General features: G+C 58.8%; 19 protein-coding genes, 2 tRNA genes and 1 pseudogene. 10 read left to right on the forward strand and 12 right to left on the reverse strand.

Annotated features, from left to right (window positions below; translation table 11 throughout):
- Window positions 1–110: 110 nt before the first annotated feature.
- The 3 genes from G5287_RS11025 to nrdD form a co-directional block, all read right to left on the reverse strand.
- Complete coding sequence (locus G5287_RS11025; RefSeq protein ID WP_005338440.1) at window positions 111–281, reverse strand: YqaE/Pmp3 family membrane protein; 171 nt, start codon at window positions 279–281, stop codon at window positions 111–113.
- Between the two features lie 64 nt (window positions 282–345).
- Window positions 346–855: an anaerobic ribonucleoside-triphosphate reductase-activating protein gene (gene nrdG / locus G5287_RS11030; RefSeq protein WP_335836989.1), complete on the reverse strand. Its 510-nt coding sequence runs from the start codon at window positions 853–855 to the stop codon at window positions 346–348.
- A 100-nt stretch (window positions 856–955) separates the two neighbouring features.
- Window positions 956–3073, reverse strand: coding sequence for an anaerobic ribonucleoside-triphosphate reductase (nrdD, locus tag G5287_RS11035; RefSeq protein ID WP_263084400.1), 2118 nt, complete (start codon window positions 3071–3073; stop codon window positions 956–958).
- A 445-nt stretch (window positions 3074–3518) separates the two neighbouring features.
- On the opposite strand from nrdD, the gene G5287_RS11040 reads away from it, so the two are divergent.
- Complete coding sequence (locus tag G5287_RS11040) at window positions 3519–4493, forward strand: ABC transporter substrate-binding protein (RefSeq protein ID WP_266134093.1); 975 nt, start codon at window positions 3519–3521, stop codon at window positions 4491–4493.
- 73 nt (window positions 4494–4566) lie between these two features.
- Here G5287_RS11040 and G5287_RS11045 read toward each other — a convergent pair whose 3' ends face one another.
- The 3 genes from G5287_RS11045 to G5287_RS11055 form a co-directional block, all read right to left on the reverse strand.
- Complete coding sequence (locus G5287_RS11045; RefSeq protein ID WP_216951846.1) at window positions 4567–5118, reverse strand: hemerythrin domain-containing protein; 552 nt, start codon at window positions 5116–5118, stop codon at window positions 4567–4569.
- A gap of 72 nt (window positions 5119–5190) precedes the next feature.
- On the reverse strand, window positions 5191–5868 hold the full coding sequence (gene ung / locus G5287_RS11050) for a uracil-DNA glycosylase (RefSeq protein ID WP_266134094.1): 678 nt from the start codon (window positions 5866–5868) through the stop codon (window positions 5191–5193).
- A 69-nt stretch (window positions 5869–5937) separates the two neighbouring features.
- A complete protein-coding gene (locus G5287_RS11055) occupies window positions 5938–6660 on the reverse strand; it encodes a substrate-binding periplasmic protein (protein WP_421206196.1) in 723 nt (240 codons plus the stop codon).
- Between the two features lie 384 nt (window positions 6661–7044).
- Between G5287_RS11055 and grcA the strand changes: the two genes are divergently transcribed.
- The gene (gene grcA, locus G5287_RS11060) at window positions 7045–7425 is read left to right on the forward strand and encodes an autonomous glycyl radical cofactor GrcA (RefSeq protein WP_005343856.1); all 381 of its coding nucleotides are present in this window, start codon (window positions 7045–7047) and stop codon (window positions 7423–7425) included.
- A gap of 144 nt (window positions 7426–7569) precedes the next feature.
- Here the strand turns inward: grcA and kdsA are convergent, their stop codons facing one another.
- The 6 genes from kdsA to hemA all read right to left on the reverse strand — a co-directional run bounded on the left by kdsA (window position 7570) and on the right by hemA (window position 13087).
- Window positions 7570–8424 carry a 3-deoxy-8-phosphooctulonate synthase gene (kdsA, locus tag G5287_RS11065; RefSeq protein WP_005334937.1) on the reverse strand — a complete coding sequence of 285 codons (855 nt, stop codon included), beginning with the start codon at window positions 8422–8424 and terminating at the stop codon, window positions 7570–7572.
- A 97-nt stretch (window positions 8425–8521) separates the two neighbouring features.
- Window positions 8522–9322: a SirB1 family protein gene (locus G5287_RS11070; RefSeq protein WP_005362204.1), complete on the reverse strand. Its 801-nt coding sequence runs from the start codon at window positions 9320–9322 to the stop codon at window positions 8522–8524.
- 12 nt (window positions 9323–9334) lie between these two features.
- A complete protein-coding gene (locus G5287_RS11075) occupies window positions 9335–9718 on the reverse strand; it encodes a SirB2 family protein (protein ID WP_005334939.1) in 384 nt (127 codons plus the stop codon).
- A 56-nt stretch (window positions 9719–9774) separates the two neighbouring features.
- On the reverse strand, window positions 9775–10626 hold the full coding sequence (gene prmC / locus G5287_RS11080; protein ID WP_100645333.1) for a peptide chain release factor N(5)-glutamine methyltransferase: 852 nt from the start codon (window positions 10624–10626) through the stop codon (window positions 9775–9777).
- 61 nt (window positions 10627–10687) lie between these two features.
- Entirely contained in the window at window positions 10688–11776 is a 1089-nt protein-coding gene (gene prfA / locus G5287_RS11085) for a peptide chain release factor 1 (protein WP_164536278.1), read from the reverse strand.
- A 51-nt stretch (window positions 11777–11827) separates the two neighbouring features.
- A complete protein-coding gene (gene hemA / locus G5287_RS11090) occupies window positions 11828–13087 on the reverse strand; it encodes a glutamyl-tRNA reductase (RefSeq protein ID WP_005362209.1) in 1260 nt (419 codons plus the stop codon).
- Window positions 13088–13213: 126 nt separating this feature from the next.
- On the opposite strand from hemA, the gene lolB reads away from it, so the two are divergent.
- The 8 genes and pseudogenes from lolB (at window position 13214) to G5287_RS11130 (ending at window position 20308) form a co-directional block, all read left to right on the forward strand.
- Window positions 13214–13792 carry a lipoprotein insertase outer membrane protein LolB gene (gene lolB / locus G5287_RS11095; RefSeq protein ID WP_371178359.1) on the forward strand — a complete coding sequence of 193 codons (579 nt, stop codon included), beginning with the start codon at window positions 13214–13216 and terminating at the stop codon, window positions 13790–13792.
- Window positions 13792–14662: pseudogene (gene ispE / locus G5287_RS11100) on the forward strand (4-(cytidine 5'-diphospho)-2-C-methyl-D-erythritol kinase). Before lolB ends, ispE begins: the two are co-directional and overlap by 1 nt.
- Window positions 14642–14716 (forward strand) — tRNA-Gln (locus G5287_RS11105). Before ispE ends, G5287_RS11105 begins: the two are co-directional and overlap by 21 nt.
- Window positions 14717–14911: 195 nt before the next feature.
- Entirely contained in the window at window positions 14912–15859 is a 948-nt protein-coding gene (locus G5287_RS11110) for a ribose-phosphate pyrophosphokinase (protein WP_005343846.1), read from the forward strand.
- Window positions 15860–15975: 116 nt separating this feature from the next.
- The gene (locus tag G5287_RS11115; RefSeq protein WP_371178358.1) at window positions 15976–17964 is read left to right on the forward strand and encodes a bifunctional metallophosphatase/5'-nucleotidase; all 1989 of its coding nucleotides are present in this window, start codon (window positions 15976–15978) and stop codon (window positions 17962–17964) included.
- Between the two features lie 228 nt (window positions 17965–18192).
- Window positions 18193–18789 carry an aminoacyl-tRNA hydrolase gene (gene pth / locus G5287_RS11120; RefSeq protein WP_005334960.1) on the forward strand — a complete coding sequence of 199 codons (597 nt, stop codon included), beginning with the start codon at window positions 18193–18195 and terminating at the stop codon, window positions 18787–18789.
- Window positions 18790–18905: 116 nt separating this feature from the next.
- The gene (gene ychF, locus G5287_RS11125; RefSeq protein ID WP_021229814.1) at window positions 18906–19997 is read left to right on the forward strand and encodes a redox-regulated ATPase YchF; all 1092 of its coding nucleotides are present in this window, start codon (window positions 18906–18908) and stop codon (window positions 19995–19997) included.
- 234 nt (window positions 19998–20231) lie between these two features.
- Window positions 20232–20308 (forward strand) — tRNA-Met (locus tag G5287_RS11130).

The raw sequence follows: 20308 nt of genomic DNA on the forward strand, positions 1-20308 counted from the left end.
GTCAGTCACCCATCCTAACGAAAAAGTATTCGTATGAACATGAACAAAAGGGCCAACCCCGAGAGGTTGGCCCTTTTATCGTCAATAAGCTCACTAACCATCCGCTGGCATCAGCCGCGCTTGTCGCTCACCACCAGCCAGAGCGCATGGACCATGCCCGGCAGACCGCCCATAAGGGTCAGCACGATGTTGATTAAAAAGTGCAGGCTAAAGCCCACTTGGATAAACGCGCACACCGGGGGCAGGAAAATGGCCAGCAGGATCTTGAGCAGATTGTTCATCTCGGCTCTCCTCTTCATGAATGTCGTCAGGATTGGAATGGGCTAACCATAAACATCCCGGGCTTCAACTGCAAACCAGACAGGGAATTAGCTCACCCGCATCACGCCAGGCGTTGAGGTCGTGGATCTGCTGATTGCTGCTGCCACGCCAGAGCAGGCCGGGGTCTGCCAACTCCTTTTCATACTTGCCATCCACCAGCACATCCAGCAAGGCCACCAGCTCGCGCTGGGCCTCTGACAGTTCGCCGAGCAGATAACCGGTCCAGCACCAGATATCCTTGCCCGGACACTCGGCGCGCACCCGTTTCACCAGCGCCAGCACGTGGGGCACGTTGGCCGGGTGGAGCGGATCGCCGCCAGAGAGCGACAGACCTCGCCGTTTGATGCGGCTGTCGTTGAGATCCGCAATGACGCGATCGCTCATCGCCTCATCGAACGGCTTGCCGCCATCGAGCCGCCAGGTGCTCTGGTTGTAGCAACCCGGGCACTGGTGCTCACAACCTGAGACAAACAGGGTGGCACGGGTGCCGGGGCCGTTGATCACATCGACCGGGTAGTATTGGTGGTAGTGCATCGTTTGTTTCCTGCCTCGTTCACGGGACAGCGGCATAACTGCCGCCCTCCAATGAAAATGGCCCCTTGAGTCAGGGGCCAGCTCTTCATCGCCTGTGCGCTTACATATGTTTGACGCGGCGCTTTACTTCTTCCTGCTTGCCCGCATTGAAGGGGCGTGCATCCGGGCTGCCGAGGTAGCCGCAGACACGGCGGGTCACCGACACCTTGGCGGGGTCGTGGTTGCCGCAGCGCGGGCAGGTAAAGCCCTTGGAGGTACACTCGAACTCGCCGGTAAAGCCGCAGTCGTAGCACTCGTCGATGGGGGTGTTGGTACCGTAGTAAGGCACCTTGTCATAGCTGTAATCCCAGACGTTTTCGAGCGCTTCCAGATTGTGCTGGATATTGGGGTACTCGCCGTAGCAGATGAAGCCACCGCTGGCGATGGGCGGATAGGGCGCCTCGAAGTCCAGCTTGTCGTAGGGATTGACCTGCTTCTCCACATCGAGGTGGAAGCTGTTGGTGTAGTAACCCTTGTCGGTCACGCCGGATACCACACCAAACTCCTTGGCGTCGATGCGGCAGAAGCGGGTGCAGAGGTTCTCGCTCGGGGTGGAGTAGAGGCTGAAGCCGTAGCCGGTCTCCTCTTTCCACTCATCGATGGCCGCCCTGAGACGGGCGATGATGGCGATGGCCTTCTGTTGCAGCTCGGTGCTGTCAAACAGGTGAACCTTGTCACCAAACAGGGCGTTGATGGTCTCGTGAACCCCGATATAACCGAGGGAAATGGAGGCACGACCGTTCTTGAAGATCTCGCTGACGTTGTCGTCCGCCTTCAGCCGCACGCCGCAGGCCCCTTCCATATAGAGGATCGGTGCAACCCGCGCTTTCACCCCGTCCAGACGGGTGATGCGGTACATCAGCGCCTTCTTGGCGACCCGCAGGGAGGCATCGAGACGATCCCAGAAGTCCGCTTCGTCACGGGATTTCAGGGCAATGCGCGGCAGGTTGAGGCTCACCACCCCCAGGTTGTTGCGACCTTCGTGGATCAGCTCGCCATTCTCCTCGTAGGCACCGAGGAAGGAGCGGCAACCCATGGGAGTCTTGAAGGAGCCGGTCACTTTCACGACCTGGTCGTAGTTGAGGATGTCCGGATACATCCGCTTGGAGGCACACTCCAGCGCCAGCTGCTTGATGTCGTAGTTGGGATCACCCTGCTTGTGGTTGAGGCCATCCTTGATGGCAAACACCAGTTTCGGGAACACGGCGGTCTTCTTGTTCTTGCCAAGGCCAGCGATGCGGTTGCTGAGGATGGCGCGCTGGATCATTCGCGACTCCCAGCTGTCCCCCAGACCAAAGCCGAAGGTGACAAACGGCGTCTGACCGTTGGCTGTGTGCAGGGTGTTGACCTCGTACTCCAGCGACTGGAAGGCGTCGTAGCACTCTTTCTCGGTGCGGGCCATGGCGTAAGCTTCCACGTCGGCAATGCCCCACTCTTCGGCCACTTCACGGTGTTTCTGCCAGCTGATGGTCACATAGGGGGCCAGCACTTCGTCGATGCGGTTGATGGTGGTGCCGCCATAGATGTGGCTCGCCACCTGAGCGATGATCTGGGCGGTCACGGCCGTGGCGGTGCTGATGGATTTCGGGGTATCGATCTCCGCATTGCCCATCTTGAAGCCGTGGGTCAGCATCCCTTTCAGATCGATCAACATGCAGTTGAACATCGGGAAGAAAGGTGAGTAGTCGAGATCGTGGAAGTGCAGATCACCGCTCTCGTGGGCCTGAACCACATCACGGGGCAGCATGTGGCTGGTGGCATAGTGCTTGGCGACAATACCGGCCAGCAGGTCGCGCTGGGTCGGGATCACCTTGGAGTCTTTGTTGGCGTTTTCGTTGAGCAGGGCGGCGTTGGTCTGCTCGACCAGACCACGGATCTCCTGCGCCAGACGGCCGCGCGCCTCGCGAGCCTGATCCCTGTCGTGGCGATATTCGATATAGGCACGGGCGATGGCCTTGTCGTCGGAAGCCATCAGGTGGTTTTCGACCCGGTTCTGGATCTCGTGGATATCAACTTCACCACGCCCTTCCAGCTCCTGACTCACTGCATTGGCAATGCGGGAGGCGAGTGCCGGATTGGCCTGATTGACCGCTTCCGCCGCTCGGCTGACCGCATCGCGAATCAGCTGGGCATTGAATGGTGCGCGACATCCGTCACGTTTGATCACAACCGGTTTCATGGATTTTCCCCGTTAAAAGGCCAGGCATTTGCCTCTGGCTCACCCTTGTTGGGCCCCCCTCCCGGCATCTCGTCCTGGACGCAAATAAATTCAGCCGAGGCTTGACAAGCCTGGGCTGAAGATAGGAGAGGAACAGCTTATACACAGCTTAATAACACAACATATAGGGATTAAAAACGAATGCGTCCCTATATGTGGTGTCTATTAGGCACCAAAGCGCAGCCTCATTTCTTGATCCAGAACAGGTTTTTCAGCGAGCGGGACAGTTCACGACCAACCAAAAAAAGACTCAATAAAACCCGATCCCAAGCAGAGTGCGGGCTGGCGTCCGATCCGCTCAACCGAAAAAAAATCGCGCCCTGCCATACCGGTTTCGAGATGACAGTAACGGCAAACACTGCCCATACTGAGCATGCATACACTATCACTCGACAGGGGCCTTCCCATGCGCACCTCCCTGCTGTTGCTACTGCTCTCCACCCTCTCCCTGCCGCTCTGGGCCGCAAACATTCTGGTGATCAGCAGCTACCATCCCGAATACCTTTGGGACCAGAGCTACAACGAAGGTTTGCGCAAAGGGTTGCAGGGGGAGCACAAGATCTCTCACTTCTATATGGACACCAAACGCCATCCACGGGAGGCGTTCGACGACATCGCTCAACGGGCTATCGCTTTTTATCTCAAGAGCAAACCGGATCTGGTGGTGCTGGGGGATGACAATGCCATCAACTATCTGGCCAACGAGATCGCCTCGCTGGGTACCCCGGTGGTCTTTCTCGGCATGAACGAAAACCCCCGCCTCAAGGGCTTTGTCGGCCACCCCAAGATCACCGGGGTGCTGGAACGCCCCCTGCTCAAGCGCAACATCAGCGAAATAAGCCAGATGATGGGGGGGCTCGACAAGGCGCTGGTACTGTTTGATTCCAGCAATGTGGCCCTCACCGCTATCGAGGATGAATTCAAGACCCAGACCGAATTGCGAGTCGGCCAGACCCGGGTCAACAGCCAGCTGATGGGCGACTACAGCCTCTGGCAGGAGGCGGTGCTCAACGCCAAGAAGAATGGCTATCAGGCAATCTTCCTCGGCCTCTACCACACGCTGGTCGATGATAATGGCAAGCATGTGAGCGAACAGACTGTGCTGGAGTGGACCAGCGCCAACACGCCGGTGCCGCTCTTCTGTTTCTGGGAGTTTACCGTCGGCAAGGGGATGGCCATCGGCGGGCTGGTACTGGACGGCCACGATCAGGGGTTGCAGGCAGCGTCCCTTATCAACACCATACTGGCGGGCACCCTGCCCCGTACTATCTCCCCGCGAGCGGCCCTGCGCGGCGAATATGTCTTCAGCAAGAGCGAGCTGGCCCGCTGGCAGCTCACTGTGCCCGACAAATGGCACAACAAGATCATGTGGCGTGAGTAACAATAAGTAACCCGGCACATTGGCCGGGTAACACCTGCACAGTCAGATGACTGATGACCGAAAGCCGCGTGCGTCAGCTGGCAGCAAAAGGCAGGGAGAGGCGCTTGGCAAGCGCCTGGAAGTGCTGGCTGATCTCGGCACCAAACAGAGGATCACCGATAGCTCGGTTCTGCCAGTTTTGCTCCAGATGACGCCAGTCATCCTCGGTCAGGGAGTCACGCAGATGGGGGAAGATCACCCCCTCTTCGTAGTTCATGTGTGCCTCTTGCAGCTCCACGAAGCGCTCCAGCTTGGCGGTGAACTGATCGAGCGGGATCACCGCATCCATCAGGATCATCTCCACCATCTCCTTGAGCTCGGTCCCTGCCTCCAGCAACTTGAGATGCTCTTCATGCAAGCGGTTCGCGACATCCCCCTCCACCACCCGGTATTTCAGGTAGTAGTCATAGACAAGATCTTCCTTGGGGTGGTGATACTTGTCAGAGACCTCCCGCAGATAATCGATGACATCGCGCACCAGAAAATAGCTGATGGGTTGCTCGGCACGAATGGCGGCCAGCTTCTGCTTCAGCAGATCCAGCAGTCGGGCGATATTGAGGTGATCCTTGTGCAGACTCGATAACATGGGCACTCCTTGGCGCTGAAATAAAATGTTACTTTCCTGAGTATACGGTCATTTGTCGCCCAAACTTTGCACTCAATCAAGTGGTTGGCAGACAGATTGCCATTCGATCGGGCTTTTACCCTGCAATTCCAGCAGGCGGTTGGTCTCGGAAAAGTGGCCGCAACCGATAAAACCACGGTGGGCAGAAAGGGGGCTGGGATGGGGTGCCGTCAACACGTGGTGGCGTTGCCGGTCGATAAAACGCCCTTTCTTCTGGGCATGGGAGCCCCACAACAGAAATACCACCCCCTGACAACTGGCATTGATCTGCTCAATGACCCGATCGGTGAAGGTTTCCCACCCCAGATGGGCATGAGAGTGTGCCTGACCGGCCTGCACTGTCAGCACTGTGTTGAGCAGCAGAACCCCCTGTCTGGCCCAGGACTCCAGAAAACCGTGATTGGGTGTGACGAAACCAGGCAGATCCCGCTGCATCTCCTTATAGATGTTGACCAGTGAGGGGGGGGTACGCACCCCGGGCAGGACGGAGAAGCAGAGACCATGTGCCTGATTCGGGCCATGGTAGGGATCCTGTCCCAGGATCACCACCTTGACCTGATCCAGTTCGGTCAGTTTGAAAGCATTGAACACATCGGCCGCGGGGGGGTAGATCACCTTGCCCGCTTCCCGCTCTGCCCTGACGGTCGCCAGCGTACACTTGAAATAGTCCTGCTCTTTTTCAGAGCCAATCACATCACTCCAGGTCAGCACCCCGGCCTCCTCACTTGATACGGCGAAGGAGTCAGGATAGGGGGGCAGCCCGCAAGACGCAACCGTGACTCACACTTTCCAGAGCCTGGCGAGCCGGCCGGAGCGCTCCAGTTTGTGCAGACCGGCGTTAAACAGCAACATCAAGCGGCGGGCATCGGGATCGGCCTTGCGCATCAGCAGATAGCCCGGCTGGGACCAGATGGGATCGGGGGCACCACTCAATGCTGCCGCTTGGGGATGACGAGAGAGAACCTGCTGAAACAGAACCTGTGCCACCTGTTCATCCATGACCAGATAACGAATGCGTCCGGTGAGCAGTTTCTCCATGCTCTCCTCATCGGAGTCGGACCACTCAAGAGACAGCTCGGATTGCCTTGCTGCAAACCCTTCACCATAAAAATAGCCACGGGTAACCCCGACAGGCTCGTTTTTCAGCTCACCCAAACTGACCAATGGCGAACCATTAAGTGCAAGCAGACGGGTCGTAAATTTGCCCAGCGATGCAGAGAGATAGAAGTGCTGCTCGCGCTCGCGAGAGCGAAACCAGGGCATGGTAATCATATAACGCCCTTCAAGAGTCAGGCTGTATGCCTCAGACCAGGGGTAGAAATGAAAGCTGACATCGACCCCCTGCTCGGCAAAGGCCTCACGTACCACCTGACAGAGAAACCCCTGATTGGGCAGCGACTCACTGATATAAGGCGGCCATTCGCCCACCGCTATGCGTACTGTTTCGGCCCGGACCACAGCTGTGATTGCCCAGCAACAGAACAGGGCCAACCATCCCCACATTCGCCACCTGATATTCACCCGACACTCTCCTTGCTTTCTGCTGAGTGTAGCCAACTCCTCAATCCACCACAGAAAAGCCGAAAAAGATGTAGTTAAATTACTAGATTAAAAAGATAAAAGATGCATAATTTTGATATCTTACAAAATCAGAAAAATGACCTATTTTTGATTCAACTCAAGAATTTAATCCCATTCAAATGGCGCTTTATTGATTTTTATTGATCTAGATCAATTTTAGTAATATTACCAACATGGTATATATGACCTCATCAAAGCAAAGGTGTAAGGCAAGGGCCCTTTAAGCCACCACAATTAACGGTAGCTTAAATACATCAGGGTAATTTCCTTACAGTTGGATTCGCGTTCCCATTGAGGAGTCATACCATGATCAAAGGCATTCAAATCACCCAGGCTGCCAACACCGCCCTGCTGAACTCTTTCTGGCTGCTGGACGAAGAGAAGCAACAGGCTCGCTGCATCTGTGTCAAAGGCGATGCCTTTGCTGCCGATCAGGAAGTCGCACTCTCTGATCTGGGTCAGTTCGAATACCGCGAACTGCCTGTTCAGGCCGAACCGGCTGTTGAAGGTGGTCAGCACCTGAACGTCAACGTGCTGCGTCGCGAAACCCTGGAAGATGCTATCGAGAATCCGGAGAAGTACCCGCAGCTGACCATCCGCGTATCTGGCTACGCAGTGCGTTTCAACGCCCTGACCCCGGAACAGCAGCGTGACGTGGTTACCCGTACTTTCACCCAGAGCCTGTAATCAGCGTCCTGCAGTGAACCGCTGATACTTGCTGTATCAGCACAAAAAACGGCCTGTCGGCCGTTTTTTTATACGTGCTTTCACTGGGCAAGCGCAAAAAACAAGGCCTCGCATTGCGAGGCCTTGTGATAAGTGCTTGTCCCATCAAGCAGAGGTATCCAGGGGCTCAAAACCCTTGATCAGGTCATCGATGGCCTTCATCTGTTTGAGGAAGCCTTCCAGCTTCTCCAGCGGCAGGGCACTCGGGCCATCGCAGCGGGCAATTTTCGGATCCGGGTGGGACTCGATAAAGAGACCGGCCAGACCGACTGCCATACCGGCGCGTGCCAACTCGGTCACCTGTTCGCGACGGCCACCGGAGGCGGCACCCAGCGGATCACGGCACTGCAGGGAGTGGGTCACGTCAAAGATCACCGGATAGCCACCGGTGCTCTTCTTCATCACGCCCAGACCCAGCATGTCCACCACCAGGTTGTCGTAGCCGAAGTTGGCACCGCGCTCACACAGGATCAGCTGATCGTTGCCGCACTCCTCGAACTTGTCGGTGATGTTCTTCATCTGGCTTGGGCTGAGGAACTGCGGCTTCTTGATGTTGATAACGTTGCCGGTGCGGGCCATGGCTTCCACCAGATCAGTCTGGCGCGCCAGGAAAGCGGGCAGCTGGATAACGTCCACCACCTCGGCGACCGGCTTGGCCTGATGGGGTTCGTGCAGATCGGAGATGACCGGCATGCCGAAGGTCGCTTTCAGCTCCTGGAAAATCTTCATACCCTCTTCCAGACCCGGACCCCGGTAGGAGTGGATGGAGGAGCGGTTGGCCTTGTCCCAGCTCGCCTTGAAGACAAACGGGATGCCCAGCTTGCTGGTCACTTCCACGTACTTCTCGCACACCGCCATCGCCATGTCGCGGGATTCCAGCACGTTCATGCCGCCAAACAGCACGAACGGTTTGTCGTTGGCAACGTCGATCTGGTTGATCTTGATATTCTTCTGTTCCATCTAAGACTTCCTTAATGAAGGGGCCTGAAGCCAAGTTACTCCGTTGCAGCCGAGCGCTGCGGCCTTGATATTCTTCTGTTTCAGTTTCAAGCCGCCCTTAATGGAGGGGCTTGGGGCTCAGATCCAGCGCGGCCAGCTGTACTTTCAGCACATCAGCGACCGGATCGTCCGGGCATTGTTCAATAAAATATTCAAAATCGTCGGCGGCCTGACGCGGGCAGTCGAGCTGCTCGTAGATAAAGCCGCGATCCCGCGTCTCCAGCGGATCGCCGGGCTTCATCCGCAGCAACAGCTCGCTGCAACGCAGCGCCTCGGGCATGCGGTCTTCCCGCAGCAGGGCCCCCTTGCTGACGTTGAGCAGCCGTTCGATGATCTCCCACTGGCCGGAGGGCTGCAGGTAGTCGGGAGTGAGGGTCGCCAAGTCCCCCAGCGCACCGCGCAGCAGCAGCTCGATGCGGGCCAGGCTCAGCTCGTCGCCGGTAAAGGGGTCGACATAGACCTCCCCCTCGCCACCGGCAAAGCTCACCAGGAAGTGACCGGGGAAGCAGATCCCCTCCACATCGAGCCCGAGCTTGCGCCCCAGCTGGATAATGAGAATGCCGAGGCTGACCGGGATCCCCTTGCGCTGAACCAGCACCTGATTGAGATCGCAGTTGTTGGCAGAGAAATAATCCTGCCAGTCGCCATGAAAACCGAGGCTGTGGTAGAAGCCCTGCAGCAACTGCTGGCGCACCTCGTCGCAGGTGCCCTCTTCGATCTGCTCGTCCAGCCACTCGTCCAGCAGGTTCAACTCGCGGATCCCCTCCTCGACCGAGCCATAAATCTCGTCGCTGACTGACAACGCCAGTTCGGTGATGTCGTGGGCTTCGAAATCGGTCCATTCGTCTATGTGTAACATTCTCTTCATGCCTTAGCCGAACACACTCGTCTGTTTGAGCACTGCCAACTTGGCAATAAAGTAGATCCAGCCGAGCGCCCCCAGAAAGGAGCACCAGCGCACCAGATTGCTTTTGGCCAGCCGCAGCGCCATCGCCGCCAGAAATACCAGCACCAGAATGGCCATCAGCTTCTCGCTGAGCCAGGGCGTTCCGTTATTGAGCGGGTTGAGATCCAGCACCATGCAGAGCAATACGCCGGAGAGCACCACCAGACCGTTGAGCCAGCCGCTGACCTTCATCACCGGCGCGCTATAGGCTCGGCCAGTAGCGGTCTGTACCCAGTAGAAGCGGAGCATAAACATCAGCACGGCCCCGGCAATCAGGGTGAGGTGCAGGTGTTTGAGCACAAAAACCATATTCAATCCTTGCATGGGGGCGCACAGGCAACCCGCCGATTAACAGTGAGGAACCGTCAGCGCAGCGGGCAGAGGCCCAGCGTCACCCTGTCGTTATCCCCGTAATCGCGCACCGTGGCTACCTCGCGGTAGCCGCCATCACGCAGCAACTGACGCACCGCCTCCCCCTGATCCCAGCCATGCTCCAGCAGCAACCAGCCATCGGTCAGCAGATAAGCGGGAGCATGGGCCACGATGTGGCGGATATCGGCCAGCCCGGCGTCATCGGCAACCAGCGCCGAGCGGGGTTCAAAGCGCACGTCACCCTGTTCGAGATGGGGATCGGCGCCATCAATATAGGGGGGATTGGAAACAATCACCGCAAAACGTGGCGTATTGTCGCGATCCGGCTCGCCAAGGGGCTCGAACCAGCTGCCGTCGCGCACCTCGATGGGCAACCCCAGCGCAGCGCTGTTCTCGCGGGCCAGCGCCGCGGCATCGGCCATCCGATCCACCGCCCACACATCGATTTCGGGCCGCTCGGACTTGAGCGCCAGCGCGATGGCGCCGGTGCCAGTGCCGAGATCCAGCACGGCGCACGGCCCCTGCGGGATTCTGGTCAGCGCCTGCTCGACCAGCACCTCGGTATCGGGGCGCGGGATCAGGGTCGCCGGGCTCACCTTGAGGGGCAGCGACCAGAACTCCCGCTCGCCAACGAGATGGGCGATGGGTTCGCCATTGAGACGACGGGCCAGCCACCCCTGCAGGGTGGCCTGCTGGGCGGCATCCAGCTCACGCTCGGGCCAGGTCATCAGATAGCTGCGACGACACCCGAGCAGATGGCAGAGCAGTACATCGGCGTCGGCGCGGGGGGACTCCCCCCCAGCCAACACGGTCATGATATGGGCGCGGGCCTGCTGGATCTGCATCAGTGCCACTCCACCTTATGGGCAGAACACTTAATACGAGCTTGCCGGATCACCATTTGCATCAGTTGTTCTCGGCCAGCGAGGCGAGCTGATCGGCCTGATACTCCTGCACCAGCGGGGTGATGACGCAGTCCAGATCCCCTTCCAAAATTTCGGAGAGACGGTAGAGGGTCAGGTTGATGCGATGCTCGGAGAGGCGGCCCTGCGGGTAGTTGTAGGTACGAATGCGCTCGGAACGATCACCGGAGCCCACCAGATTGCGACGGGTGCTCTGCTCGGCGGCGCGGTGACGCTCATCCTCGGCCGCTTGCAGGCGGGCGGAGAGCACCGACATCGCCTTGGCGCGGTTCTTGTGCTGGGAGCGCTCGTCCTGACACTCCACCACCAGACCGGTCGGCAGGTGGGTGATGCGAATGGCCGAGTCGGTCTTGTTGACGTGCTGACCACCGGCACCGGAGGCGCGGAAGGTGTCGATCTTCAGGTCAGCCGGATTGATCTCGATCTGCTCGGCTTCCGGCACTTCCGGCAGCACGGCGACGGTACAGGCGGAGGTGTGCACCCGGCCCTGAGATTCGGTCTCCGGCACCCGCTGTACCCGGTGACCACCGGATTCAAACTTGAGACGGCCATAGACGCGCTCGCCGTCGATCTTGGCGATCACCTCCTTGTAGCCACCGTATTCACCGTCGTTGCAGCTGACGATGGAAACGCGCCAGCCCTGACGCTCGGCAAACCGTGAATACATGCGGAACAGGTCACCGGCAAAGATGGCCGCTTCGTCGCCACCGGCACCGGCCCGGATCTCCAGATAGCAGTTATTGTCATCCTTGGGATCCTTGGGCAGCAACATCAGTTGCAGCTCCTGCTCCAGCGCCTCCAAATTGGCCTTGGCGAGCGGCAGCTCCTCCTGCGCCATCTCGCGCAGGTCGGCATCGTCCTCCTCCAGCATCATCTGGGTGGTATCCAGATCATCCTGAGCCTGACGGTAACGCTGGAAGGCGTGAACGATATCTTCCAGCTGGGCATATTCGCGGGTCAGGGCGCGGTAGCGATCCTGATCCGAGACCACGTCTGGCTCGCCGAGCATGGCCTGTACTTCTTCGTGGCGCTCGATGAGGCCTTCCAGCTTTCTGATCAGTGACGGATTCATAACTCTTGCATTCTCAATGGAGGACGGGACAACCGGCAGGTTGCCCGAAAATTATGGCTCTTGTGACAACCCCAGCGCCTGCCGCAAGCGGGAGAGCTCGCTCTGATCCCCCTGGGAGGCAGCCTGGCGCAACGCCTGGGTCGGCGCGTGGATCAATTTGTTGGTGAGGCGATGGGCCATCGCCTTGAGCGCCTGTTCGGCACTCTCGCCCTGCGCCAATGCCAGCAGGGCCCGTTGCAACTCTTCATCAGCCACTTGCTGTGACTGATGGCGGTAATCGCGAATGAGATCGACCGAGCTCTGGCCGCGATACCAGCCCATAAACTCGTCGCGCTCTTCCTGCACGATCACTTCCGCCTGTGCGGCAGCCCGTTTACGGGTTTCGAGGTTCTGCTCGATGATCCCCTGCAAATCATCCACCGTGTAGAGATAGGCATCGGAGAGCTCATCGACTTCGGCTTCGATGTCGCGCGGCACGGCAATATCCACCAGAAACATGGGTTTGAAGCGGCGGGCCTTCAGCGCGCGCTCCACCATCCCCTTGCCGATGATGGGCAGTGGGCTGGCGGTCGAGCTGATGACAATATCCGCTTCGTGCAGATAGTCGGGGATCTCTTCGAGCGTCATCACCTGGGCACCGAATTCGGCTGCCAGGGTCTGGGCACGCTGCAGGGTGCGGTTAGCCACCATCATCTTGGTGACATTCTGCTCGCGCAGATGACGGGCCACCAGTTCGATGGTCTCCCCCGCCCCGACCAGCAATACCTTGGTCTGGGAGAGATCGGAGAAGATCCGCCGACCCAGACTGACGGCGGCAAACGCCACCGACACGGCACTGGCGCCAATCTCGGTATCGGTACGCACTCTTTTCGCCACCGAGAAGGATTTCTGGAACAGCCGCTCCAGCGCCCCCTTCACCGACTCCGCCTGCTGGGCGTGAGCGTAGGATTGCTTGATCTGCCCCAGGATCTGCGGCTCCCCCAACACCAGCGAGTCGAGCCCGCACGCCACCCGCATCAGGTGGCGTACCGCCTCTTCATCGTGATGCTGATAGATGGCAGTGACCAGTTCGGCCGCGTCCAGCCCGTGGAACTGTTGCAGCCAGCGCAGCACTTGCTCCTGCCGCTCCTCCTCCAGATTGCAATAGAGTTCGGTCCGGTTGCAGGTGGAGACGATCACCGCCTCGCTGACACCGGGTTGGCTCACCAGCTCACGCAAGGCGCGATCGATGCAGTCCGGGCCAAAGGCGACCCGTTCCCGCAAGGCGACACTGGCGGTGTTGTGGTTGATTCCGAGGGCAAGCAAACTCATGAGTGGGCGACGATCATTTCATACGCTGGGTGCAAAGGCTGCCAATTGTACGAGAAAGGGTAAGTCTTTAAAAGCAATACGGCCGCCCCGTATACTGTGGCAAATTCCTCTCTCTGGAGCCGTCTCTTGCTGCTACGTATTTTTACCGTCACCTGCCTGCTGTTGCTGGCCGGTTGTGCCACCACCCAGCCCCAGCGTGACCAGGTGAACTGGAACCAGGAGCGGGCCCGCCTCGAGCAGCTGACCCATTGGCAGCTCTCCGGCAAGATGGCTATCATCACCCCCCAGCAAAAGGGCAGCGCCCGTCTCAACTGGCAGCAGGATGGGGAGGATTATCGCCTCAACCTCACCAGCCTGATCGGCACCAGCATTCTGGAGCTCTCCCGCAGCAAGGGGGAGATCACCCTGCTCGACAGCGACGGCAATCGCCACCAGAGCCAGGATGCCGAAGCACTCATCTATCAACTGACCGGCTGGAATATTCCGGTTGCTGGATTGCCAGAGTGGATCAAGGGGCTGCCGGGTCAGGCGGAGTTTGAACTCAACCCCGACAGCAGTCTGGCCAGCGTGCGCGACGGCCAGTGGCAGATCGTCTATGGCGATTATCGGGATCAGGATGGCTACCGCCTGCCGCACCAGCTGACCATGACTGGCCAGAACAGCCGCCTCAAGCTTCAGATCAACCAATGGACTCTTGCACGTTAATGGCTTCCACACGCTGGCCGGCACCGGCCAAACTCAACCTGTTTTTACACGTCAATGGCCGTCGTCCCGATGGCTATCACGAGCTGCAGACCCTGTTTATCTTCCTCAACCACAGCGACTGGCTCGAGTTCGAGGTGATACCGAATAGCGACACTCTCACCCTGAGCCCGGCCATTCCCGGTGTGCCGGATGAGCAGAATCTAATTATTCGGGCGGCGCGGCTGCTCCAGGCAACTCTGCCGAGCCCGCAAGGTGCCCATATCCGGCTGGAGAAAGTGCTACCCATGGGCGGCGGCATTGGCGGCGGTTCGTCCGATGCAGCGACCACGCTGGTGGCGCTTAACCACCTCTGGCAGGCGGGTTTGAGTGAAGATGAACTGGCAGCACTTGGCGTCCAGTTGGGGGCCGATGTGCCGGTGTTTGTCCGTGGCAAGGCGGCCTTTGCCGAAGGGGTGGGCGAGCGGCTGCAACCGGTCGAACTGCCCGATGCCTGGTATCTGGTACTCAAGCCCGATTGCCATGTGGCGACCGCGGCCGTATTCCAGGATCCGGACCTGCCGAGAGCCACGCCGAAAATGGCGCTGGACAACTTGCTGGAAGGCGAGTGGAAAAACGATTGCGAATCACTGGTGAAAAAGCGCCACCCCGAGGTTGCCAATGCGCTCGGCTGGTTGCTAGAATACGCGCCGTCAAGAATGACGGGCACAGGAGCCTGCGTCTTTGCTCAATTTGAAGACGAAGTGACTGCTCGGGAAGTGTTGGCCTGCGTGCCGAAGGGACTTGATGGGTTTGTCGCCAAGGGCGAGAACATATCACCTCTCTTCTCCACATTGCAACAGTTCAAATGATTGGGGTATCGCCAAGCGGTAAGGCAGCGGGTTTTGATCTCGCCATTCCTAGGTTCGAATCCTAGTACCCCAGCCAATTTTACCGAACGGTATTGATGATGATTAACATGGCCGGTTTTGCACTCGGCCACGGATTCGGGTTACCGGTATCATCACAATCATTGGGCAGCAGACACCTTGTACGTTATCTTGATAAATCGTTTGCCCCAAAACGATAGGGTCTGATTTCAGACTCCCCCACATACTGGATGCAACCCCGAGGTTTCAAACCGTGCCTGACATGAAGCTGTTTGCTGGTAACGCAACGCCGGAACTAGCCCAGAAGATCGCAGATCGCCTGTTTATCAAACTCGGCAATGCTGCCGTAGGTCGCTTTAGCGACGGCGAGATCAGCGTACAGATCAATGAGAATGTACGTGGTGGCGATATCTTCATCATTCAATCCACCTGTGCCCCGACCAACGACAATTTGATGGAATTGATCGTCATGGTGGATGCTCTGCGTCGTGCTTCAGCTGGCCGTATCACTGCCGTTATCCCCTACTTTGGTTATGCCCGTCAGGACCGTCGCGTCCGCTCCGCCCGTGTACCCATCACCGCCAAGGTTGTCGCTGACTTCCTCTCCAGCGTCGGTGTGGATCGCGTGCTGACCGTTGACCTGCATGCCGAGCAAATTCAAGGTTTCTTCGATGTTCCGGTAGACAACGTGTTCGGTAGCCCGGTGCTGCTGGAAGACATGAAGTCCAAGAACCTCGAGTCTCCTGTCGTTGTCTCCCCGGACATCGGTGGCGTCGTGCGTGCCCGCGCCATCGCCAAGCTGCTGGATGACACCGACATCGCCATCATCGACAAGCGCCGTCCCCGCCCGAACGTCTCCCAGGTCATGCACCTGATCGGTGACGTTGCCGGCCGCGACTGCATCATCGTTGATGACATGATCGACACCGGCGGCACCCTGTGCAAAGCCGCAGAGGCCCTGAAAGAGCGCGGTGCCAAGCGTGTATTCGCCTACGCTACCCACCCGGTCTTCTCCGGTTCCGCCGTCGAGAACATCAAGAACTCCGTGATCGATGAACTGATCATCACCGACTCCATCCCGCTCACTGCGGAGATGAAAGCGGTCGGCAAGGTCAAGCAGCTGACTCTGTCAACTGTACTGGCCGAAGCCATTCGTCGCATCAGCAACGAAGAGTCCATCTCTGCCATGTTTGAGCATTGATAGATTCAGCAATAACGAAAACCGCCATCAGGCGGTTTTCGTCTTTCTGGACCTTCTCTTTCCAACTTTCTGCTATCTGGTACGACCCTGCCCCCGGCAGGCTTAAGGATTTACCCATGAATTGCTTGCGTCCCCTCCTGCTCGCTACCCTCACCTCCGCCCTGTTCGCCTGTCAGCCCGCCAAAGAGAACCCGCCCTTCGTGCTGACCCTGGCTCACATGAACGACACCCACTCCCAGTTTGATCCGGTCAATGCCGAGATCAAAGGGCAGATCTTTGCCCAGCAGGGGGAGACGGACACCCTCTATACCCGCTTTGGCGGTTATCCGCGCCTGCTGACCATGGCGAAAGCCTATCAGGCCGAGGCGCTGGCCAAGAACCAACCCTTGCTGCTGCTGCACGGCGGCGATGCCTGGCAGGGCAGTGGCTACTTCAAACTCAACGAGGGGATGGCCAACGCCGAGTTGCTGAGCCAGTTCGGCCTCGATGCCATGGCGCTGGGCAACCACGAGTTCGATCTGGATAACCAGAAGCTGGCCCGCTTCATCGAGGGGGTCAACTTCCCGGTGCTGGCCGCCAACCTCGACACCAAGGCCGATCCGGCCCTCAGCAAGGCTGACAACCTCAAGCCCTTCGTGGTCTACGCCTTTGACGGCAACCAGAAGAGCCCGGTCACCGATCTCGACAACCTGCCACAAGGCAAACAGCTGGTCGCCGTCATCGGTCTGGTACTGGAAGACATGGGCAATATCGCCCCCAACGTCGGCAAGCTGCGCTTTGGCAAGGAGGTCGCCTCGGCTCAGGCCACGGTCGACATGCTGCAAGCCAAGGGGATCCATCAGATCGTGGCGCTCACCCACATCGGCAACGAGCGGGATCTGGCGCTGGCGGCCAAGGTAAACGGCCTCGATGCCATCGTCGGCGGCCACTCCCACAGCCTGCTCGGCGATTTTCGCAATATCGGCTGGGGCAAGACCGGCGATTACGCCAAGCTGGTGACCAATCCGGATGGCATCGGCAAAACCTGCGTGGTGCAGGCAGGCTCCTACGCCCAGGCCATCGGTCTGGCACAGGTAACCTTTGACAGCCAGGGTCAGGTGACCGACTGCCAGGGCCACAATAGCCTGCTGGCCAGCCGCGACTTCTTCGCCGATGCGGCGCGCAAGCAAGCGCTCGACGATGCCCGGAGCAAAGAGGCAAGCCAGTTTGTCGACAACCAACCCAATCTGGTCACCGTGGATGAAGATCCGCGCCTGCGCGGCATCATCGACAGCCACTACAAACCGGCGCTGGAGAAAGCCTACGGCCCGGTGATCGGCACCATCCCCGAGCAGCTGCAAAATGCCCGTCGCCCCGGTGACAACGGCAGCGACAGCCATGGCTCAGATGTAGCGCCGCTGGTTGCCGAAGGGGAGTTCTACTGGGCCAATACCCCAGCAGTGCAAGATCTGACCGGCGGCCCGGTCGATTTTTCTCTGGTGGCGGTGGGTGGCGTGCGCGCCGACCTGCCTGCTGGCGAATGGCGCGAGGGGGATAGCGCCCTCACCCTGCTGCCGTTCAAGAACCAGCTCGCGGTGCTGACCCTGACCGGCGCCGAGGTGCGCGCCCTCCTGACCGAGACCATCACCGCCACCCTGCCCGCCAGCGCCCATGCCGGCAAGTTCCCCTATGGCGGCCACCTGCGTTACACCTTCCAGGAGACCGACGCAGGCAAAGCGGGCACCCTGACCCAATTGCAGCGCAAGACCGCAAGCGGCGAGTGGCAGGATCTGGTGGATAGCCAGCGCTATCGGGTGGTGATGAACGCCTACAGCGCCAACGGCAACGATGGCTGGCAGGCACTGGCCAATGCCCAGCGCCAGAAGAGCGAGCGGGTCGACATCGCCAGCGTCAATGGCAAGCTGACCGCCTTCCCGGTGTTGAAGGTGGCACAAAACGGTGAACTGCTGAGCGCCGTCTATGACCCGGGCCAGGCCCTCGATTGCAAGGCCAGCGGCGTGGATTGCGGCACCGATGCAGCCTCTTTCGTGGAGTATGTGCGCGATGCCCGCCCCTCCCTGACCGCGCTGGATGAGGAAACTGTCACCCTGCTGCGTACCAAATAACGACGGTAGTCAACCGGGCACAATCCATCGGTAAGCTGAAACGGGCCTCATGCAAGAGGCCCGTTTGCCCACCGTTAGCCACCCATAGCCACCCATTGGCCGCAATAATGCTGCAAATCCCGCCATAACATGCGCATTGGTTGAGTGATCGCCACTCGGCGGCTAGAATATTGCGTCCTATTGCCCTGGGTAGTGTGCCCACGGCAGCTGCGAGTGAAGACATCAAGCGTGACAAGCGAAATCAAACTGATCGTCGGACTGGGCAACCCCGGCCCGGAATATGCCAAGACCCGCCACAACGCGGGCGCCTGGTATGTGGAGCAACTGGCCCGCTGGCACAATGTCAGCCTGCGTGAAGAACCCAAGTTCTTCGGCCATACTGCCCGCATCCTGGTCGAGGGGCAGGATGTGCGGCTGCTCATCCCGAACACCTATATGAACCTCTCTGGCAAGGCGGTGGCCGCACTGGCGCGTTTTTATCAGATTGAGCCGGAAGCGATGCTGGTGGCCCATGACGAGCTGGATCTGCCGCCGGGCATCGCCAAGTTCAAGCAGGGTGGTGGTCACGGTGGCCATAACGGCCTCAAGGACATCATCGCCAAGATGGGCAACAACAATAACTTCTTCCGGCTGCGTCTCGGGATCGGCCATCCCGGCAGCAAAGAGCAGGTGGCTGGCTTCGTCCTGACCAAGGCCCCCAGCAGTGAACAGAACCTGATCGACGCCGCGCTGGACGAGTCTCTGCGCGCCACCGACATCCTGTTCAAACAAGATATGACCAAGGCCATGAATCGCTTGCACAGCTTCAAGGCGGAAAAGGGTTAGGTCGGTTTGACCCTGTACGGGCATTGTGCCGGTACATGAGCAACGACCAGAACAAGCATGACATGGGCCGCCTGCGGGCGACCCCCAACAGCATCCATCAAGTAAGGTAACAATCCATGGGTTTTAAATGCGGTATCGTGGGCCTGCCCAATGTAGGCAAATCCACCCTGTTCAACGCGCTGACCAAGGCCGGTATCGAAGCCGCCAACTTCCCGTTCTGCACCATCGAGCCGAACACAGGTGTGGTGCCGATGCCGGATCCCCGCCTCGATCAGCTGGCTGCCATCATCAATCCGCAGCGCGTTGTGCCGACCACCATGGAATTCGTCGACATCGCCGGTCTGGTTGCCGGTGCCTCCAAGGGTGAAGGTCTGGGTAACCAGTTCCTGGCCAACATCCGTGAAACCGAAGCGATCGGCCACGTTGTGCGCTGCTTCGATGACGAGAACATCATTCACGTTGCCGGCAAGGTCTCTCCCGCTGACGATATCGAAGTGATCAACACCGAGCTGGCCCTGTCGGATCTGGACGCCTGCGAGCGCGCCATTCACCGCCAGGCCAAGCGCGCCAAAGGCGGCGACAAGGATGCCAAGCTGGAAGTGGAAGTGCTGGAGAAGATCAAGGTCGCGCTGGAAAACGGTCAGATGATCCGCGGCATGAAGCTGGATAAAGAAGAGCTGGCCGCTGTCAGCCACCTCAACTTCCTGACCCTGAAACCCACCATGTATATCGCCAACGTGGCGGAAGATGGCTTCGAGAACAACCCCTATCTGGACAAGGTGCGTGAAATCGCTGCCGCCGAGAACGCGGTCGTGGTCGTGGTCTGCTGCGCCATCGAAGCGGACATCGCCGAACTGGACGACGAAGATCGCGCCGAGTTCATGGCTGACCTTGGTATCGAAGAGCCGGGCCTGAACCGTGTTATCCGCTCCGGCTACCAGCTGCTCAACCTGCAGACCTACTTCACCGCCGGTGTGAAAGAGGTGCGCGCCTGGACTATTCCGGTCGGTGCCACCGCCCCGCAAGCGGCTGGCAAGATCCATACTGACTTTGAAAAAGGCTTTATTCGCGCCCAAACCATCGCCTTTGAAGACTTTATCAACTACAAGGGTGAGCAAGGTGCCAAGGAAGCGGGCAAGATGCGCGCTGAAGGGAAAGATTACATCGTCAAAGATGGCGATATCATGAACTTCCTGTTCAACGTCTAATCCCATGACAGGCCAGCATTTGCTGGCCTGTTTTTTATCTGCCATTGCCCGGGCAATCATGGCAATGTCTTAAAAAAAACCAGATTGTTGGGCTTTTGCGCAACAGAGACCAATAACTGGTCAAACGCACTCAAATTGCGTTTTTCTGGCAAAAAAAGGGTTGACGCCCCAGAGCCAGATACGCATAATTCGGCCCGCACGGTGACGAGGTAACGACTCACCGGAAGCAAGGTTGGCTATGTAGCTCAGTTGGTTAGAGCATCGCACTCATAATGCGGGGGTCACAGGTTCGAATCCCGTCATAGCCACCA

It is taken from the genome of Aeromonas sp. 603079 (genome assembly GCF_049172135.1).
GTDB lineage: Bacteria > Pseudomonadota > Gammaproteobacteria > Enterobacterales > Aeromonadaceae > Aeromonas > Aeromonas veronii.

What these genes read in the sequence shown, in the direction of transcription:
- G5287_RS11025 (WP_005338440.1), bottom strand. Translation starts at nt 281, where the DNA reads ATGAACAATCTGCTCAAGATCCTGCTGGCCATTTTCCTGCCCCCGGTG.
- nrdG (WP_335836989.1), bottom strand. Translation starts at nt 855, where the DNA reads ATGCACTACCACCAATACTACCCGGTCGATGTGATCAACGGCCCCGGC.
- nrdD (WP_263084400.1), bottom strand. Translation starts at nt 3,073, where the DNA reads ATGAAACCGGTTGTGATCAAACGTGACGGATGTCGCGCACCATTCAAT.
- G5287_RS11040 (WP_266134093.1), top strand. Translation starts at nt 3,519, where the DNA reads ATGCGCACCTCCCTGCTGTTGCTACTGCTCTCCACCCTCTCCCTGCCG.
- G5287_RS11045 (WP_216951846.1), bottom strand. Translation starts at nt 5,118, where the DNA reads ATGTTATCGAGTCTGCACAAGGATCACCTCAATATCGCCCGACTGCTG.
- G5287_RS11055 (WP_421206196.1), bottom strand. Translation starts at nt 6,660, where the DNA reads ATGTGGGGATGGTTGGCCCTGTTCTGTTGCTGGGCAATCACAGCTGTG.
- grcA (WP_005343856.1), top strand. Translation starts at nt 7,045, where the DNA reads ATGATCAAAGGCATTCAAATCACCCAGGCTGCCAACACCGCCCTGCTG.
- kdsA (WP_005334937.1), bottom strand. Translation starts at nt 8,424, where the DNA reads ATGGAACAGAAGAATATCAAGATCAACCAGATCGACGTTGCCAACGAC.
- G5287_RS11070 (WP_005362204.1), bottom strand. Translation starts at nt 9,322, where the DNA reads ATGTTACACATAGACGAATGGACCGATTTCGAAGCCCACGACATCACC.
- G5287_RS11075 (WP_005334939.1), bottom strand. Translation starts at nt 9,718, where the DNA reads ATGGTTTTTGTGCTCAAACACCTGCACCTCACCCTGATTGCCGGGGCC.
- prmC (WP_100645333.1), bottom strand. Translation starts at nt 10,626, where the DNA reads ATGCAGATCCAGCAGGCCCGCGCCCATATCATGACCGTGTTGGCTGGG.
- prfA (WP_164536278.1), bottom strand. Translation starts at nt 11,776, where the DNA reads ATGAATCCGTCACTGATCAGAAAGCTGGAAGGCCTCATCGAGCGCCAC.
- hemA (WP_005362209.1), bottom strand. Translation starts at nt 13,087, where the DNA reads ATGAGTTTGCTTGCCCTCGGAATCAACCACAACACCGCCAGTGTCGCC.
- G5287_RS11115 (WP_371178358.1), top strand. Translation starts at nt 15,976, where the DNA reads ATGAATTGCTTGCGTCCCCTCCTGCTCGCTACCCTCACCTCCGCCCTG.
- ychF (WP_021229814.1), top strand. Translation starts at nt 18,906, where the DNA reads ATGGGTTTTAAATGCGGTATCGTGGGCCTGCCCAATGTAGGCAAATCC.